The sequence below is a fragment of the Stenotrophomonas sp. YJH_SMC_94-11 genome (assembly GCF_059370435.1).
In genome coordinates this window covers 268,142-283,260 of record NZ_JCAFTR010000002.1, presented here as the reverse complement: position 1 = coordinate 283,260, position 15,119 = coordinate 268,142, and the positions used below count along the sequence as shown (strand labels likewise).

At 65.8% G+C, this 15,119-nt stretch carries 14 protein-coding genes; 4 read left to right on the top strand and 10 right to left on the bottom strand.

The annotated features are described in order from the left end of the window. The first annotated feature begins 45 nt into the window (after positions 1–45). A complete protein-coding gene (locus AC5P74_RS05535; protein ID WP_495204832.1) occupies positions 46–930 on the top strand; it encodes a LysR substrate-binding domain-containing protein in 885 nt (294 codons plus the stop codon). Here AC5P74_RS05535 and AC5P74_RS05530 read toward each other — a convergent pair. After that, a complete protein-coding gene (locus AC5P74_RS05530; RefSeq protein WP_495204833.1) occupies positions 905–1,687 on the bottom strand; it encodes an SGNH/GDSL hydrolase family protein in 783 nt (260 codons plus the stop codon). The two genes, AC5P74_RS05535 and AC5P74_RS05530, sit on opposite strands and share 26 nt — an antisense overlap. A gap of 49 nt (positions 1,688–1,736) precedes the next feature. Then, a complete protein-coding gene (locus AC5P74_RS05525; protein WP_053497308.1) occupies positions 1,737–2,702 on the bottom strand; it encodes a DUF2268 domain-containing putative Zn-dependent protease in 966 nt (321 codons plus the stop codon). Positions 2,703–2,840: 138 nt separating this feature from the next. On the opposite strand from AC5P74_RS05525, the gene AC5P74_RS05520 reads away from it, so the two are divergent. Further along, entirely contained in the window at positions 2,841–3,824 is a 984-nt protein-coding gene (locus AC5P74_RS05520) for a hypothetical protein (RefSeq protein ID WP_171957323.1), read from the top strand. A gap of 13 nt (positions 3,825–3,837) precedes the next feature. On the opposite strand, the gene AC5P74_RS05515 is transcribed toward AC5P74_RS05520, so the two are convergent. From AC5P74_RS05515 to AC5P74_RS05500, 4 genes are all read right to left on the bottom strand, one after another. After that, on the bottom strand, positions 3,838–4,158 hold the full coding sequence (locus AC5P74_RS05515) for a hypothetical protein (RefSeq protein ID WP_053497309.1): 321 nt from the start codon (positions 4,156–4,158) through the stop codon (positions 3,838–3,840). Between the two features lie 277 nt (positions 4,159–4,435). Continuing rightward, positions 4,436–5,200 carry a hypothetical protein gene (locus tag AC5P74_RS05510; protein ID WP_229765992.1) on the bottom strand — a complete coding sequence of 255 codons (765 nt, stop codon included), beginning with the start codon at positions 5,198–5,200 and terminating at the stop codon, positions 4,436–4,438. 192 nt (positions 5,201–5,392) lie between these two features. Continuing rightward, the gene (locus AC5P74_RS05505) at positions 5,393–7,855 is read right to left on the bottom strand and encodes a S9 family peptidase (protein ID WP_495204834.1); all 2,463 of its coding nucleotides are present in this window, start codon (positions 7,853–7,855) and stop codon (positions 5,393–5,395) included. Between the two features lie 168 nt (positions 7,856–8,023). Next, positions 8,024–8,353 (bottom strand): hypothetical protein, encoded by a 330-nt coding sequence (locus tag AC5P74_RS05500; RefSeq protein ID WP_053497315.1) that lies wholly within the window; start codon positions 8,351–8,353, stop codon positions 8,024–8,026. 456 nt (positions 8,354–8,809) lie between these two features. Between AC5P74_RS05500 and AC5P74_RS05495 the strand changes: the two genes are divergently transcribed. Both AC5P74_RS05495 and AC5P74_RS05490 read left to right on the top strand, forming a co-directional pair. Then, positions 8,810–9,586: a HipA family kinase gene (locus tag AC5P74_RS05495; RefSeq protein ID WP_053497316.1), complete on the top strand. Its 777-nt coding sequence runs from the start codon at positions 8,810–8,812 to the stop codon at positions 9,584–9,586. Then, complete coding sequence (locus AC5P74_RS05490) at positions 9,564–9,956, top strand: DUF3037 domain-containing protein (protein WP_053497318.1); 393 nt, start codon at positions 9,564–9,566, stop codon at positions 9,954–9,956. The genes AC5P74_RS05495 and AC5P74_RS05490 overlap by 23 nt, the downstream gene beginning before the upstream one ends. A gap of 16 nt (positions 9,957–9,972) precedes the next feature. On the opposite strand, the gene AC5P74_RS05485 is transcribed toward AC5P74_RS05490, so the two are convergent. The 4 genes from AC5P74_RS05485 to AC5P74_RS05470 all read right to left on the bottom strand — a co-directional run bounded on the left by AC5P74_RS05485 (position 9,973) and on the right by AC5P74_RS05470 (position 15,030). Continuing rightward, positions 9,973–11,403, bottom strand: coding sequence for a serine hydrolase domain-containing protein (locus AC5P74_RS05485; RefSeq protein WP_053497320.1), 1,431 nt, complete (start codon positions 11,401–11,403; stop codon positions 9,973–9,975). A 64-nt stretch (positions 11,404–11,467) separates the two neighbouring features. After that, on the bottom strand, positions 11,468–11,974 hold the full coding sequence (locus tag AC5P74_RS05480) for a DUF4952 domain-containing protein (RefSeq protein ID WP_206620439.1): 507 nt from the start codon (positions 11,972–11,974) through the stop codon (positions 11,468–11,470). 53 nt (positions 11,975–12,027) lie between these two features. Further along, positions 12,028–12,438: a LysR substrate-binding domain-containing protein gene (locus AC5P74_RS05475; RefSeq protein ID WP_235642163.1), complete on the bottom strand. Its 411-nt coding sequence runs from the start codon at positions 12,436–12,438 to the stop codon at positions 12,028–12,030. Between the two features lie 63 nt (positions 12,439–12,501). Beyond that, positions 12,502–15,030 (bottom strand): membrane-bound PQQ-dependent dehydrogenase, glucose/quinate/shikimate family, encoded by a 2,529-nt coding sequence (locus AC5P74_RS05470; protein WP_206620440.1) that lies wholly within the window; start codon positions 15,028–15,030, stop codon positions 12,502–12,504. Positions 15,031–15,119 lie beyond the last annotated feature (89 nt).

Here is a 15,119-nt window from a genome sequence, read left to right as displayed (position 1 = left end):
CAAACGATAGATTCAGCCAACAATTGAACAGTTTTACTTATTGGAATGCTCAAGCACTGGCCACCGCTGAACGCCCTGCGGGGTTTCGAGGCTGCCGCCCGGCTCGGCAGCTTCCACCGTGCGGCTGAGGAACTGCACCTGACCCAGTCGGCCATCAGCCAGCAGATCCGGGGCCTGGAGGCGTCGCTACAACAGCCGTTGTTCTTCCGGCAGGGCCGCAGCGTCACCCTTACCGACGCCGGCATCGACCTGCTGGAAACCACCCAGTCCCTGCTGCGGCAGCTGGCCAGCGGCATCCGCCGGCTCGATCAGTACCGCAAGCCGAATCAACTGATCGTCAACACCAGCCCGGCCTTCGCCCGCCATTGGCTGGTGCCGCGCCTGGCCAGCTTCCACCGCCTGCACCCCGGCGCCGACCTGTGGCTGCTGACAAGCGAGGAAGCGCCGGACATGACCACGCAGACGCTGGACGTAGCGGTACGCGATGACCTCGACTCACAGGCGCAGTGCCAGCACCGCGTGCTGCTGCAGGACCGCCTCTATCCGGCCTGCCATCCCGACCTTCTGGCCACGCCCACGCACGAACGCCTCACCCTGCATGGCGAGCGCGAAATGGACTGGAGCCAGTGGCAGGTCCAAGGTGGCGCCGATGTTGGCCAGCGCCGCGAAGGCATGAATTTCTCCGAGCCCGGGCAGCTGCTGGATGCTGCCTGCCAAGGGCTGGGCATCGCGCTGGTCAGCGAGCTGCTGGCCGCACGCGCCTGTGAACAAGGGCTGCTGCGACCCCTGGATGATGCACGCGTGCGCGGCCCGCGCTGGAGCTGGCTGGTGCACGAGGACAGCGCGGCGGATCCGCTGGTGATCAGTTTCTGCGAGTGGTTGCTGGCGAGCCTGCCCGCTGACGCTACTTCTGCTGCAGCGCGCGCTTGACCGCCGCCTCCGCCAGCGGCGCCATCACCGCATAGCCCTTCGCCGTGGGATGCACGCCATCCTCGGCCAGCTGCGGATCCAGCCCTCCGGCGGCATTGGTCATCGGCGTGTAGTAGTCCAGATAGATCAGCTGCTTCGCATCGGCATAGCGCTTCAATGCCGCGTTCAATGCGCGCACCTTGGGAGCAGGTGCCGTGCCCGGCAACCACGGGTAATCGCTGACCGGCAGCACCGATGCCAGTACCACGGTGATGCCATGTGCGCGTGCCAGGTCCACCATCGCGTGCAGGTTGTCTTCAATCATCGCCTGCGTGGACGGGCCGGTGTTGCCGGCAATGTCGTTGGTGCCGGCCAGGATCACCACCACCTGTGGCTTCAGGGCCAGCACGTCCTGCGGGAACCGCACCAGCATCTGCGCCGTGGTCTGGCCACTGATGCCGCGGTTGAGCCAGCCCTTGCCGGGAAAGAACGATGCGCTGCCTTCCCTGCCCCAGCCTTCGGTGATGGAATCACCGTAGAACACCACGCGTGGTTGCCCCGGTACAGCGGCAGGCAGTCGCGCGTTGGCGTCGCGATAACGCTGCAGTTGCGGCCAATCGGCCAGGCGCTGCTGCATGAAGCGCACTTCGTCCGCGCGCAGGCTTTCGACAGGCTCCAGCAGCAAAGGGTTGATCGCGGGCATCTCGGCCGCCACCCCGTGGGCGCTCAGCGCGATACCGAGGGCAACTGCGGCCAGGCCGCCGGACAAGGAACGCATGGGGTCTCTCCCTTGAATGTCCGGGCCAGTCTAGCGCGCGGCCCCGCGCTTACCGCGCCGCCGACCGCGCGGCCACGCCGGTCACCTTGGCCGGCATCCACATGCCGGGCGTCCAGCCACTGGCAGCCAGGATTGCCTTCGGGTTGTCCTGCTGGATCAGCGCACGCACCGCATCGCGCTTGTCCTTGGCCTGCAGGTAATAGGCCTTGGCGATGCGGTAGCCCACCCAGTACCCGAGGTCATAGGGCTCCTGCGAACCGGGCTTGTAGTTGTACAGCCACGGCGACAGATCGGTACTGTCCACATCCAGCGCAAAGGCGCTTTCAATGTGGACCTCGCGGCCGCGCGTCCATGCCGCATGGCGACTGTTGCCGACGTTGCCGGAAATCAATTCGGCGATGAATTCGGCGATGCCTTCGCCCAGCGAAACACGCAGCACCGTCGCATGCGGGTCGCCAGGCTCGAAATCGGTCAGGCCGGTCTGCTGGATGTGCACGTACTCGTGCGCGATCACGTGCACGAAACGGTCCTGCACGTTGGGATTCATGAAATCGGCTGCACACAACGCTTCCAGGCCGATGATCACCCCACTCTTCGAGGTCAACCCGACCGGCCGACCACGGCCGACCGCGAGGGTCACCGGAGGAAACGCGGCCTGCGGATAGATCGCCTGCAGGTTGCCGAACACCTGCACCAGGCGCTGCTTCACCGCTGGCAGCTCCGCCAGGCAGCTGCGGCCCTGCGCATACACCCCGGGCTGGCTGGCAATGGCTTCGGCCATGCGTTCGGGCGTGACCCGGCGCGCCTTCGCCAGTTCACTCAGGCCCGGACTGCCTTCGGCCAGGTAACCGGCCAGCTGGGCGACGCTGGGCTTGCCGCCGGTGCTGTCGTAGAGCGCGTAGAAGCGGCTGGCATCGGTGGTGAGGATCTGCGGCCCCGGCGGGGTACCCGCCGACGCCACGCCGACCGCCCCGGCACAGGCCAGGGCAAGCAGGCAACGCAGGAAACTGGACATCGCTCCGTCCTTGGTGGAGTGCATGCGAAGCGCGCAATCTATCACTCCGCCCCGGCCACCGCAGCGGGCACATGCAGGCCCTTCGGGGCTGTGCCAGACTCACTCAGGCACCTGCCATGGATGATGGAGCACCGCACGATGATGATCGTTCCCGCGTACTGGGCCGAAGCCCGCCTGCAGGCCCGTTTCCGTGGCCGGCCGGTGGTCGTACGCCGCTTCGGCTGGTCCGATGAGGGTCCTGCCCAGGCCCAGGCCCACGCCGACCGCCGCGCCAACGAAGCCCTCAATGCCATCCTCGCCGGGCAGGCGCTGCCGCGTCGTGAAGTGCGCAGCAACTATGGCGTGGAGGGTGTGCCAATCCGCGAGCAGATCGTGCAGCGCGACGGCGATGTCATCATCACCCGCAACAGCTATGGCGCGTTGTGCCTCAACAGCCCCGACGTGCTGTTTGCCGACATCGACCATGCGCAGCCACCGGCCGGATGCGTGATACCGGCCATCGTGGCTGCGATCGTGCTGCTTGCCGGCGCCGTCATCGGCACCCTGCTCTGGCACTGGCTGGTGGGCCTGGTACTGGGCGTGGCGGCAGTGCTGCTGGTCAACGCGACACTGCTGATGCGGCGGAAGCAGCGCCTGGCCGCCGCCGGCGGTGCTGAAGGGCTTGCGCTGAAACGCGTGGACGCCTTCAGCGAACAGCATCCCGATTGGCACCTGCGTGCCTACCGCACACCCGCCGGGCTGCGCGTGCTGGCGATGCATGCCACGTTCTCACCGGAGGACGAGCAGCTCCAGGCATTCTTCAAGGCACTGGGCACCGACACCCTGTACGCGCGCATGTGCCGGCTGCAGCATTGTTTCCGTGCGCGACTGACACCGAAGCCGTGGCGCGTCGGCCTGAAGTACCGCATCCGGCCGCCGGTGGCCGCGTGGTCAGCCGAACAGGCCAACAATCCGGATCGACTGGCCTGGATTGCCGAGTACGAAAAGAAGAGTGCCGGCTTTGCCGCGTGCACCTACCTGCGCAGCTTCGGCGATACCTCCCGGGTGCATGCCAAGGCCGAGCATGTGCGCGAGCTGCACGATCGGCTGTCGCACGCGCAGGACCGGTTACCGCTGGCCTGAACGCAATGAGCGCTCAGTCCACGCCCTGCACGAACGGCTGCCCTGCCAGGGTAGTGCCCAGCCGCACCGCGATCTGCTGACCTTCCTTTTCGAAGGTCGTGGCGCACTGCTTGGCGCCCTTTTGGCATCCGACTTCCGGAAAGCCCTCGAGTGACTCGGGCGCGCCCTGGACCGGACTCGCCTGCCACCCTGCCGCATCCATGAGGCGCTTGGCCTTGGCATAAGGCATGCCGGCGACAATGCCCAGCTGCGCCAGTTCGGATGGGAGTGATTGGGCGTGCAGGCCCGGCGTCATCACCAGCGCCAACACTGCGGCAACACGTTTGGACTTCATTGGTGAAACCCATGGCAGACAGCAACAGGCCTGCAGCGTATCGCAGCTTCCGCACGCCATGGCACCCGCATCACATACGGTTACGCAATCGCAACGGCCAATGACACGAGGGCACACTTCGAATCAATCAGGTGCTGTTGAGAACCGCCACGGGGGCCTCGCGCGCCGCCCGCCGCGCCGGTACCCAGGCAGCCAGCTGCGCAGCCTCTGCACCTTCCTGCCCGGCTCCTGCCGCATCACGGACCGCCGCGCAATGCAGGCAGGCCGAAACAGGCGATCAAGCCGCTGTACCAGCTGCGATGCCAGGCCCGTGGCCCGGCACCGGGCATTCCCTCTGGACGCTTCGCAGGAACTGGCGGACATCACGCTCGATATCGCGCCAGTGTGGCAGCAGGTTCTGACGATACCTGATGCTCAGGTGGACCTGCTTCAGATTGGCATCTTCCAGCGTCGCCTCGCAGAGCGGCGTCCAGTGCGGAGGTCGGTACTGCGGCCCGGTCATGCAACGAATCAGCACGTTGGGCGTTGCCCCGATCGCGAAGGTATCGGAGTAATTGATCCGATTCCAATTGTAGCTCTTGGGCTCGGAAACGCTGGGCCGTGCCATCTCAAGTCCCAAGGTCTCATCCCATCCGAACTCGAACGAAACCTGGTATGGCATCCCCCATGCCGGATCACGACCGAGCGCACGCTCCCGCGTTCCCTGCAACGAAACGATCTCCCCCGGTCCCCCTTGAGACATCCCAATCTCGATCCACTGTGAATCACCCGTTCCACCGGAGTGATGGGTGTTGTAATCGTCGCGGTTGGCTTTCGTACGAGGAGCCATCTCGGGCCAGCGCAACTGGAAGGTTGCACTGCGCAGGGTCGGCCCGCATGGCGTGATGCCTTGGCTATCAGCTTCCCGATCGAGCTCCCAGATCCAGACCGCCTGGGCTCTGGCATTCAGTGCAGTACCACCGATGACCCCCGTCAACCTTTCCTTGGCCCGCTCGGCTTCACTGCGTCCGCAACCGGCCAGTGACACAAGCAGGACGACCATCAATGCCCTCCGTGCCGGGCCGTCCATGACAATCCATCGCTCCCGATCCCGCATGCCGCTCCTGGATGCTGCCTGACGCTGCGATCATCCGAAAGGAGCTGACTCTCTGTCAATGTGCAATGAATTCAACGTGCAGGGTCTGACTCCCTCCTCCGATACGCCAAGGCCGCCCGGAGGCGGCCTTGGCGTTCTTCACTTGGCGTTCTTCACGTAGGTGTCGAACCAGTTCAGCATTTCCGCCACCAGCTGCTCGTTCGATTCCAGCGCGGTGTACCAGTGCGGTTCGTTCGGCAGCATCACCAGCCGCGTGATGCCACCGTTGCCACGGATCGCCTGGTAGAGCTTGCGCGACTGGAACGGCTCGGTGCCCGGGTTGGCGTCGTCCTCGCCGTGGACCAGCAGCAGCGGCAGCTTGATCTTGTCTGCGTAGAAGAACGGCGAGGCCTTCAGGTACACGTCCTGCGCCTGCCAGACCGAACGGCGTTCGTTCTGGAAGCCGAACGGCGTGAAGGTCTTGTTGTACGAACCGCTGGTCGCCACGCCAGCCTTGAACAGATTGGTATGGGCGATCAGGTTGGCGGTCATCAGGCCGCCATGGCTGTGGCCGGTCACGCCGATGCGGTTGCGATCGACCACGCCCATGTCCACCGCCTTGTCCACCGCCGCCTTGGCGTCGGCTTCCAGCTGCTCCAGGTAGGTGTCGTAGGCGTTCTTCGGGTCACCTACGATCGGGAACGAGGCGTTGTCGATGATCGCGTAGCCGGCCAGCAGCATCAGGCGGTACGGCTGCAGGCGGGTGAAGGTCTGCTGCGAACCGGACACCTGCCCCGCCTGCGCGGCGTTGGCGAAGTCGGCCGGGTAGGCGTACAGGATCGCCGGCACACGCTGGCCTTCCTTGTAGCCCGGCGGCGTGTACAGGGTGAACGACAGGTCCACGCCATCAGCACGCTTGTAGGTCACCAGCTGCTTCTTGATCTGGCGCACTTCCGGAGTCGGGTCGACCAGCTTGGTCAGCGCGGTCGCGGTGGACGCGAACTGCGCCTCGCCGGTCTTCGCATCGGCCACCGCCTCACCCTGCTGGCGGATGAAGGCATTCGGCGGATCGATCACCGACTGGTGCCAGGTCAGGTAGCGCCCAGGCGTATTGCTGAAACCAAGGAACTGCTCGTAGGCATCGGCGCTGCTGCGGAACAGGCGCTCGCTCTTCAGCGTGCCCAGGTCGAGGCGGTCGAGGAACGGACGGTCGCCCTGCGGCGAGGCGCCACGGCCGCTCAGGAACACGTGATCGCCCTCCCGGCGCACGACCTGCGCGCCATTCGGCAGGCGGGTGAATACCAGGTTGCCGGGGTTGCCGTACAGCTCATCGCTGGACATGTCCCACAGCAGGCGGCCTTCCTTCTTCGGCTGATCCACATCGACGATGCGGGTCTGCATCCAGTGGCGGTTCTCGTCGTTCTCGAACTGGAACGCCACGGCCGGATCGGCGGTCCATGCGAAGCCTTCGAAGCGTTGTGCGGTGCGGGCGATCTCGACCGGCTTGCCGTTGAACGGTGCCTTCAGCATCAGTACCCGATCGCGATGCGGCACGCTGACCTTCCAGTCGCCCTTGTCCAGCGCTTCGGCATAGACCAGGGTGGCCGGATCGGTAGCACGCCAGTCGAAACCGCGCGGGCCTTCCGGCACACCGTGCACCGGCACGCGGTCGGCCAGCGGCAGGCTGGCGATCGGCGTGGACTTGCCGCTGGCGATATCCAGCACGGCCACGTCGTTGGCGAAGCGCTGGTAGGTCACCGCGTGCGAATACGGTGCCTTGATCGATTCGGTCAGCACGTGCGCGCCATCGGGTGCGGCACTGACGTCGTTGAACAGTGCCGGCTGGCCGACCGGACGCACGCTGTTGGCGACGGTATCGACCACGGCCAGCTGCGAGGCACCGTAGTAGGCGAACAGCTTTTCGTCATGCACGCTGGTCAGCGTATCGCGGGCTTCGTAGGTGCTGCTCTCGCCGCTGCTGCCCAGCGACTCCTGCGCATCCGGGCCGGTCGGCACGCCACCGTTGGACGGCGCCGGGCCCTGGTTGGCCGGCACCAGCTTCACCAGCAGGTTCTGGCTGCCGCCCAGCCACTGCACGGTGTTACCGAAGATCGGGTTCAACTGCACGTTCGGCACCTGCTTCACCTGGCCGGTGGCGGCATCGCCCACCCACAGCTGCACGCTGGTATCGACCGCATTCTGGAAGGCGAAGTGGCTGCCATCGGCCGACCACAGCGCGCCGGTGGCACAGCCTTGCGGCAGGTTGACCTTGGTCTCCTTGCCACTGCCGATGTCGACCAGGGTGAAGTCGGCCACGCAGGCCGGGATGCCATAGCCACCGGGGGTGTCATGGCGGCTGCGGTTCTTCGGCTCCAGGCGCACACCAGCCAGCTTCAGGTAGGGCTCGGCCACGCGGCTGATCGACGGATAGGTCTGCGCGGTGGTCAGCAGCAGGCGTTGGCCGCCCGGGGCCACGTTCGGTGCCGGCGGCGGCGGCGCCTTCAGCACCTTGAGCAGGTGTTCCGGCGGTTTCGCGTAGTCGGCAAGCGCCGGGCCTGCGGCAAGCAGGCCGAAGGTGGCAACGGCAACAGCCGCCGCCAGAGAGGTTCGACGGATCAGCATCCTTATCCCCTGGGTGTGAATGGGTACCCGGATTCGGGCATGGACCCGAATCTAGCACCGCAGGGGTTGGGGTGAATGGGCCGGAAGGGCTAGTGGCCGGATGGGGCAAAGTGGGACACGCCCGGAGAGGCCGGCGATGGGCCGGCATCTGCCAGGCGTGGTCTGTCATCACTGCTGGGCGTGCAGATCCCAGGCCGTCAGGTAATCGGGGTCGACCACGATCATGCCACTGTTCCGCATGCGGTATTCGCCTGGCTCGGCCCGCTGGTACTGGTCGAGCATGGGCGGCAGGTAGCGCTCATGGCCATCGTCCTCGTCGGCCAGCACCACGCCTTCGTCGGCACTGATGCGCAGCACGGTGCCCGCGTACTGCTCCAGACCCTGCACCTGGCCGTCGCCACCATAGCGGGTGACACCCACCAGCACGACCTTGCCGATCATTTCCTCGGCCTTCGCATCGTCCAGTGGGGGCAGAATGGGATTGAATTCGTCGTTCATCGGAGCACCTCCAAAGCCTGTGGGGATAGCGTGGATTCGGCGGCCCCACGTTGCCAGCGTCGACGGCAACGCAGGGATCTCTCTTGGGGCGCAAGTAGCTGGATCGCAGGAGCAACCGGGCAACGCCGGGGCGCGATGGGCGGAAGGTGTCTGGAACTGTGGGGGACGGCCATCTGCGCCGATGGCGTGACCGTGTCAGGTCAAGGTCAACACCACGCGTTGCGTTGCATACACGGTGAAGCGTGACAGCTGCACTGTAGCGGCATGAGGGCCTCCTGTTGAAGGTCACACGCGGGTGTGTTGCTCCGTTGGAACGAATGTTGCCACTCTGCGCGGAAGGAACAAGTGAAGATTGCAGGCGACCTGTACAAGGTGGTTCGCGCGGTACCCGTTCATTAAGCTGCCGCCCACCCTGCCGCGGCACGCCTGCACCGGACGCCACGCTAGAATGCGGCCATGCGCACCGTACATGCCCTCCGCTACATCACCCCCTTGCGGGAAGGTGGCTCCCTGCCGGCCGTGGTCGAGACCGACGACGACGGCATGGCCGTGCTGAAGTTCCGTGGCGCCGGCCAAGGCCCGAAGGCGCTGATCGCCGAGCTGATCGCCGGCGAGATGGCCCGTACGCTGGGCCTGCCGATTCCGGAGATCCTGTTCGTCGAGCTGGACCGCGAGTTCGCCCGCACCGAGCCCGACCCGGAGATCCAGGAGCTGATCCGCGCCAGCGAGGGCCTCAACCTGGGCCTGGACTACCTGCCCGGCGCGATCAACTACGACCCGGCAGCGATGCCGGTGGATGCCGACCTGGCCTCGCGCATCGTCTGGTTCGATGCGTTCACCAGCAATGTCGATCGCACCACGCGCAATCCCAACCTGATGGTGTGGCATCGAAAGCTGTACCTGATCGATCACGGCGCGGCGATGTACTTCCATCACGACTGGGCCAATGCCGGCGATGCCTGCGAGAAGCCCTTCGTGCTGATCCGCGACCATGTGCTGCTGTCGTTCGCCAGCCGCATCGCCGAGGTGGATGCCGAGCTGGCCGCGCGCCTGACCGATGCCGAGATCGAGCACATCGTCGGCCTGGTGCCGGACAGCTGGCTGGTCAACGAGCCGGCATTCGACGGCCCGCAGGCCTATCGCCAGGGCTACATCGACTATCTCAAGCATCGCCTGAAAGTGCGTGCGGTGTTCGTGCAGGAGGCCATCCGTGCCCACGCTGCACACGTATGACTACGCGGTCATCCGCGTGGTACCGCGGGTGGAACGCGAGGAATTCATCAACGTCGGGGTGATCGTGTCCTGCCCCGGCGCACGCCATCTGGAAGCGGCCATCGAGATCGATCCGGCACGCCTGCGCGCGTTCGCTCCGGCGCTGGACCAGGACGCGTTGCAGCCATGGCTGGATGCGATCGTGGCCATCTGCCGCGGCGACGCCAGCGCCGGACCAATCGCACAGCTGCCCGCGCGCGCCCGCTTTCACTTCCTCACCGCCAAGCGCAGCTCGATTGTGCAGATGTCGAGCACGCATGTCGGCCGCACTGCGGACCCAGCGGGTGTGGTGGAACACTTGATGACGAAGATGGTGCGGGTACCGGAATGAACGGCACCTACCGCGTTCACAGTGGCAACCTTCGCGCGATGTAGTTGACCACATTACCGATCGCATCCGGATCGACATTGGCCAGGCCAACGATCACATAGCCCTGCGCCGGCAGCACCACGATGGCACTGTTCGATCCGGGCGCACCGCCTTCGTGGCCGTACTGATGCTCCCTGCCCTCGCCCTGCACCACGAAACCAAAGCCATACCAGCCCTTGTGGTTCTGCGCCGTAGTGGCCTGCTGCAGCAACGCAGGTGAAACCAGCTTTCCGCTTTGCAGTGCCTCGGCGAATTTCACCATGTCGGCCACTGTGCTGTAGCCACCACCGGCCGACATGCCGCGCCAGGGCAGCGACTTCGTTTCACGGACCCATTGCCCATCGTGCTTCGTGTAAGCGACGGCACGCTTTGGAACGCTCACTGTTTCCGGCTCGAAGCCGGTGCCGGTCATGCCCACCGGGTGCAGGATGTGCTCCTCCAAATATGCGTAGTACGACTGCCCCGATACCGCCTCGATGATGCGTCCCAATACGATGAAGCCATAGTTGGAGTAGCTGTCCTGGCTGCCTGGCGTGAACTGCGGCGCATCCTTGGCGAAGCGCTGCACGTAGTCATCCAGCGTCTTCAGGGACGCGGAATACTGTTCGAAATCATCGCCAAAGAAGTCGCCCAGGCCACTGGTATGTGACAGCAACTCGCGCACGGTCACGCTGTTGGCGACGGCCTTGTTCGGATAGTCCTGCAAGTGCTTGCCGATCGTGTCATCGAGACTGAGCCTGCCGGTCTGCATCAGCTGCAGGATGGCCACGGCAGTGAACATCTTGTTGGAGGACGCGAGGCGGAACTGCGTATCCGCGCCCACTGGAATTCCAGCTGTGCGATCGGCATCGCCACCGCGCCAGTCCAGCAGCACCTTGCCATTCCGTGCCACCTGCAACGCACCGGACAGCGCATCCTGCGCCCGCAGCGCCTCCAGTTTCGCTGCGGCATCGGCCATCAGGGCAGGCAATGCAACCCGTGCCGGCTTGTACTTGTCCGGCGTTTCAGTGCCCTCGATCTGGAACTGCTTCAGGTGCGACGGATTGATCGGGTCCATGACCGCCGTCACCCACATCGCACGTTCGCTCAGCTGCCCCATCACCAGCAGCTTCGCTTGGCCGGGCGTGCGCTCGATCGTTTCCAGTACGCGCAGCGGGCCGGTGCTCTCGCGGAACTCGAGATAGTCCCCGGGACCGCTGCCTTCCTTCTTCGCATACCTGTCAGCGAACGTCTGCAACGCATCGAGACTGCCTGCATTGAAGGCCGCAAGCCAGTCATCGATGGCATCCTGCGCACGCGGATGTGCACGCTCGCTGGAAGGTGCGCCCACTGCCGGAAAAGCCGAAAGGCTCATCAACACCGAACAGGCCAGTACATTGCAGAGAAGCAGGCGTCCAACAGCCTTCATGGCAGCTCCTTCGCGGTTATCCCTGGACGCATCCTAGATGATGGAACCGCCCACTGCATCCACGCTAGGGACTCTGCCGCAACACCTCGACCGTGACAGTGAACGCCTCGATGCGATGCCATTCGATCCGCTCATACGGCAGCGATTCCACACCCATGCCGATCTGGTACCGCACCGCATCCGGGCCGTCGCGCCAGTAGTACGGCGCGCCATTGCTCCAGCCGCAACAGACGTAGCGCAATGCAGGCGTGCCAAAGGTCTCGCGCAGATAGGCTTCCACCTTCACTGCCTGGGCGCCTGGAACGCGGTAGTGGGCCTGCATGGGTTTGATGTAGGACGCGTCGTCCTGGCTGCAGCCCAGGTATTCCAGTCCCGCAGGCTTCCGCTCCATCGCCTGCAGGAAATCCTGGCATTCGATATCCGGTCGCGCCAGGCCGTCCGCACGCCCCTGCGCTTCCCACGCGGCCAGCGCCTGCGCAGGCGTCTGCTGCGCAATCACGTTGGCGGCGAACAGCAATGCCGGCAGCCCCAGCAGCAGGCACGCGCTACGCAGCGGCAACCGGGCAATCATCTCAGGGCGATCCTTCGCAGGCAGTCACAGGAATGCTACCCGATACCGCGCTATCACCGTGCCATCGTCTGCTCGCTGAAGCGTGCCACGCAGAAGTCCAGGAAACTGCGCAGCTTGGGCGTCAGCTGGCGGTCGCGCGGATACACCAGGTTGATCCACGTCGACACCGGCACGTAGTCCGGCAGCACTTCCACCAGTTCGCCACGCGCCAGCGCGGCGGCGAGCATTTCATGGGGCTGCAGGATCAACCCCAGCCCACCGACGGCCGCGGTCAGCAACGGCTCGGCCTGATTGACCATGAAGCGGCTGGACACCGGCACGGTCAGCACGCTGCCATCGGTGTCGCGGAAACTCCAGCGCGTGCGCATGATCGAATGCGCGAAGCCCAGGCACTCGTGCCGGCTCAGATCGGCCGGATGGACAATGGCCGGCCCCGTCCTGGTCCGACGATGGATGCTGCCCACTCGCCAGCGCAACTTCAGCGACAGCGGTCACAGCCCCGCATACCGTGTTCAGGCCGGCAACCGCTAGTTCGGCAGGGCAAACGCCATCACGTAATCGCCGTTCGGGGTTTCCATGAAATGGTGGCCGCCGGCCATGATCACCACGAACTGGCGTCCGTCTTGTTCATACACCATCGGCGTAGCCTGCCCGCCCGCGGGCAGCGCCGCGTGCCACAGCTCCTTGCCGGTCTTCAGGTCGATGGCGCGCAGCAGGTCATCGGTGGCGGCCGCGATGAAGATCAGCCCGCTGGCGGTCACCACCGAACCGCCGTTGTTCGGCGTGCCGATCTCGATCGGCAGGCCGGAACGGATGCCGAACGGCCCATTGCCACGCGCACTGCCAAACGGACGATCCCACAACAGCTTGCCGGTGCGCAGGTCGATGGCACGGATGCCGCCGTAGGGAGGCTGCTTGCACAGCAGACCCGTGAACGGCAGCCGCCAGCCAGCGTTGACCTGGATGCCATACGGCGTTCCCACCTGCGGATCGCCGGCCCCCTCGCCACCGCCCCTGTCGGCACGGATCTTCTCGCGCGGCAGCCAGCCCAGGCGGTCGGCTTCGGCACGTGGCACCAGCCGATTGTAGTTGGGCATATCGTTGTAGTTGGCCACGATCACGCCGCGGCGCGTATCGATGGAAACACTGCCCCAATCCGAACCGCCGTTGTAGCCGGGGTATTCGATGGAATGGCGATCACTGCTCGGCGGCGTGTAGAAGCCTTCGTAATAGGCCTTGCGGAACTGGATGCGGCAGATCAGCTGGTCGATCGGGGTGATGCCCCACATGTCGCGCTCGGTCAGGTCATGCTCGCGGCGCAGCGTGTGGTACAGCGAGAACAGCTGCGTGGGTGAGCGCTGTTCCGGTTCGACACCGCCGACCGGCACCTTGCGCTCTTCGGCAGCGGTCAGCAGCTGGCCGTTGCGGCGGTCGAGGATGTAGAGATCACCCTGCTTGGTCGGCAGCAGGAGTGCCGGCACCTTGCCTGCCGCCGTCGGGTAATCGATCAGGCTGGCCTGCGAACCCAGGTCGTAATCCCACACGTCCTTGCGCACGGCCTGGAAATGCCAGGCCGGCTTACCGGTGGCCACATCGATCGCCACCAGCGACGTCGCATAGCGGTTCTGGTTTTCCGTACGCGAGCCACTCCAGTAATCGCCCGCAGAATTGCCCAGCGGCAGATAGACCAGCCCCAGCGCCTCATCACCGGTCGCGGTGGTCCACATGTTCGGCGTGCCGCGCGTGTAGGTCTGCCCATGCGGCGGCAGGCCGCTGCGCTCGGGCTGGTCCATGTCCCACGCCCAGCGCAGCTTGCCGGTGATCGCGTCGTAGGCCTGGATCACGCCCGATGGCGCGTCGCGGCGCTGACCATCCAGCACCTGGTGGCCGGTGACGATCACGCCGCGCACGATGGCCGGGGGCGAGGTGATCGACACATAGCCGGGTGGCACCTCACCCATGCCGAGGGTGATGTCGACCTGGCCGTTGTTGCCGAAGTTCGCGCAGGGACGGCCGCTATCTGCATCCACTGCAATGATGCGCCCGTCCAGCGTGCCTTCGATGATGCGCGCCCAGCACGCCGGACGGCTGCCCGGTGCAGCGCTGCGGCTCACGCTGGTCGGCGGCTCGGGCAACGCCAGATCAGCCGCGGCATCGGCCAGGGTGGCATCGGCCAGGATCGGCGCTGCCGGTTGCTCGTAGTAGCTCACACCACGGCAGGCGGCGGTGTACGGGATCGAGGCGTCCTTCACCTTCGGATCGAACCGCCACAGTTCCTTGCCACTGGCGGCGTCGAGCGCGATCAGGCGGTTACGGGCAGTGCACAGGTACAGGCGGTCGCCGATCTTCAGCGGCGTGGTTTCCGCACCCCAGCGCTTCTTCGGCAGGTCACCGGTGCGGAACTGCCAGGCCAGCTGCAACGTGGCCACGTTGGCCGGGGTGATCTGCTGCAGCGGCGAATAGCGGGTGGCGGCATTGCTGCGGCCCCACGCCGGCCAGTCTCCCTCGGCCGGCTGGTCGGCCGGTTGCAGGCCGGTGGTATCCCGCGTGGGTTCCAGTCCGGCGCTGGCCGCGCCTTCCGGGAACGACTGGTGCCCGTCCACTTCACCATGCGGTGCGAACGCCAACCCGAAGGCAGCGACGAACACCAGCATCAGGACGCCCGCCACGCTGCGCGACAGGCGCTTTGAAACCGGTTCGCGAAGGGTCGGCGCGAGCAGCGCCAGCACGATGCCGAGCGCGGTCACCAGGCCCAGCCGCGGCACCCAGCGCCAGTAGTCGCTACCCGATTCCCACCAGGTCCAAAGCAGCGTGCCGACGAACACCAGCGCATACAGCAGCGCGCCGCTGCGGCGATTGCCGAACAACAACAGGCCACTGGCCAGAAGGCCGGCCCCGGCGATGGCGTAGTACGCAGACCCGCCCAGGCTGAGCAGCCACGCGCCGAGCCCGCCGATGACCAGGCCGAGCACGACCAGCAGCAGCGACAGCACGGTAACGAGAGGGTGCCGGGAAGCGCGGACGGGAGCAGGAGCGGACTGCGGCGTGGCGGACATCGTCGATCTCCGGGGGCAGCATCCGTCGTTATCCCACCGCCTGCGTGAAGCGCGCGCGTATGCGTGGCATCCGGATACGACGACGCCGG

Excerpts from the sequence above, each read along its gene's own strand:
- AC5P74_RS05535 (WP_495204832.1), top strand. The coding sequence starts at position 46 with ATGCTCAAGCACTGGCCACCGCTGAACGCCCTGCGGGGTTTCGAGGCT.
- AC5P74_RS05530 (WP_495204833.1), bottom strand. The coding sequence starts at position 1,687 with ATGCGTTCCTTGTCCGGCGGCCTGGCCGCAGTTGCCCTCGGTATCGCG.
- AC5P74_RS05525 (WP_053497308.1), bottom strand. The coding sequence starts at position 2,702 with ATGTCCAGTTTCCTGCGTTGCCTGCTTGCCCTGGCCTGTGCCGGGGCG.
- AC5P74_RS05520 (WP_171957323.1), top strand. The coding sequence starts at position 2,841 with ATGATGATCGTTCCCGCGTACTGGGCCGAAGCCCGCCTGCAGGCCCGT.
- AC5P74_RS05515 (WP_053497309.1), bottom strand. The coding sequence starts at position 4,158 with ATGAAGTCCAAACGTGTTGCCGCAGTGTTGGCGCTGGTGATGACGCCG.
- AC5P74_RS05510 (WP_229765992.1), bottom strand. The coding sequence starts at position 5,200 with ATGGTCGTCCTGCTTGTGTCACTGGCCGGTTGCGGACGCAGTGAAGCC.
- AC5P74_RS05505 (WP_495204834.1), bottom strand. The coding sequence starts at position 7,855 with ATGCTGATCCGTCGAACCTCTCTGGCGGCGGCTGTTGCCGTTGCCACC.
- AC5P74_RS05500 (WP_053497315.1), bottom strand. The coding sequence starts at position 8,353 with ATGAACGACGAATTCAATCCCATTCTGCCCCCACTGGACGATGCGAAG.
- AC5P74_RS05495 (WP_053497316.1), top strand. The coding sequence starts at position 8,810 with ATGCGCACCGTACATGCCCTCCGCTACATCACCCCCTTGCGGGAAGGT.
- AC5P74_RS05485 (WP_053497320.1), bottom strand. The coding sequence starts at position 11,403 with ATGAAGGCTGTTGGACGCCTGCTTCTCTGCAATGTACTGGCCTGTTCG.
- AC5P74_RS05480 (WP_206620439.1), bottom strand. The coding sequence starts at position 11,974 with ATGATTGCCCGGTTGCCGCTGCGTAGCGCGTGCCTGCTGCTGGGGCTG.
- AC5P74_RS05470 (WP_206620440.1), bottom strand. The coding sequence starts at position 15,030 with ATGTCCGCCACGCCGCAGTCCGCTCCTGCTCCCGTCCGCGCTTCCCGG.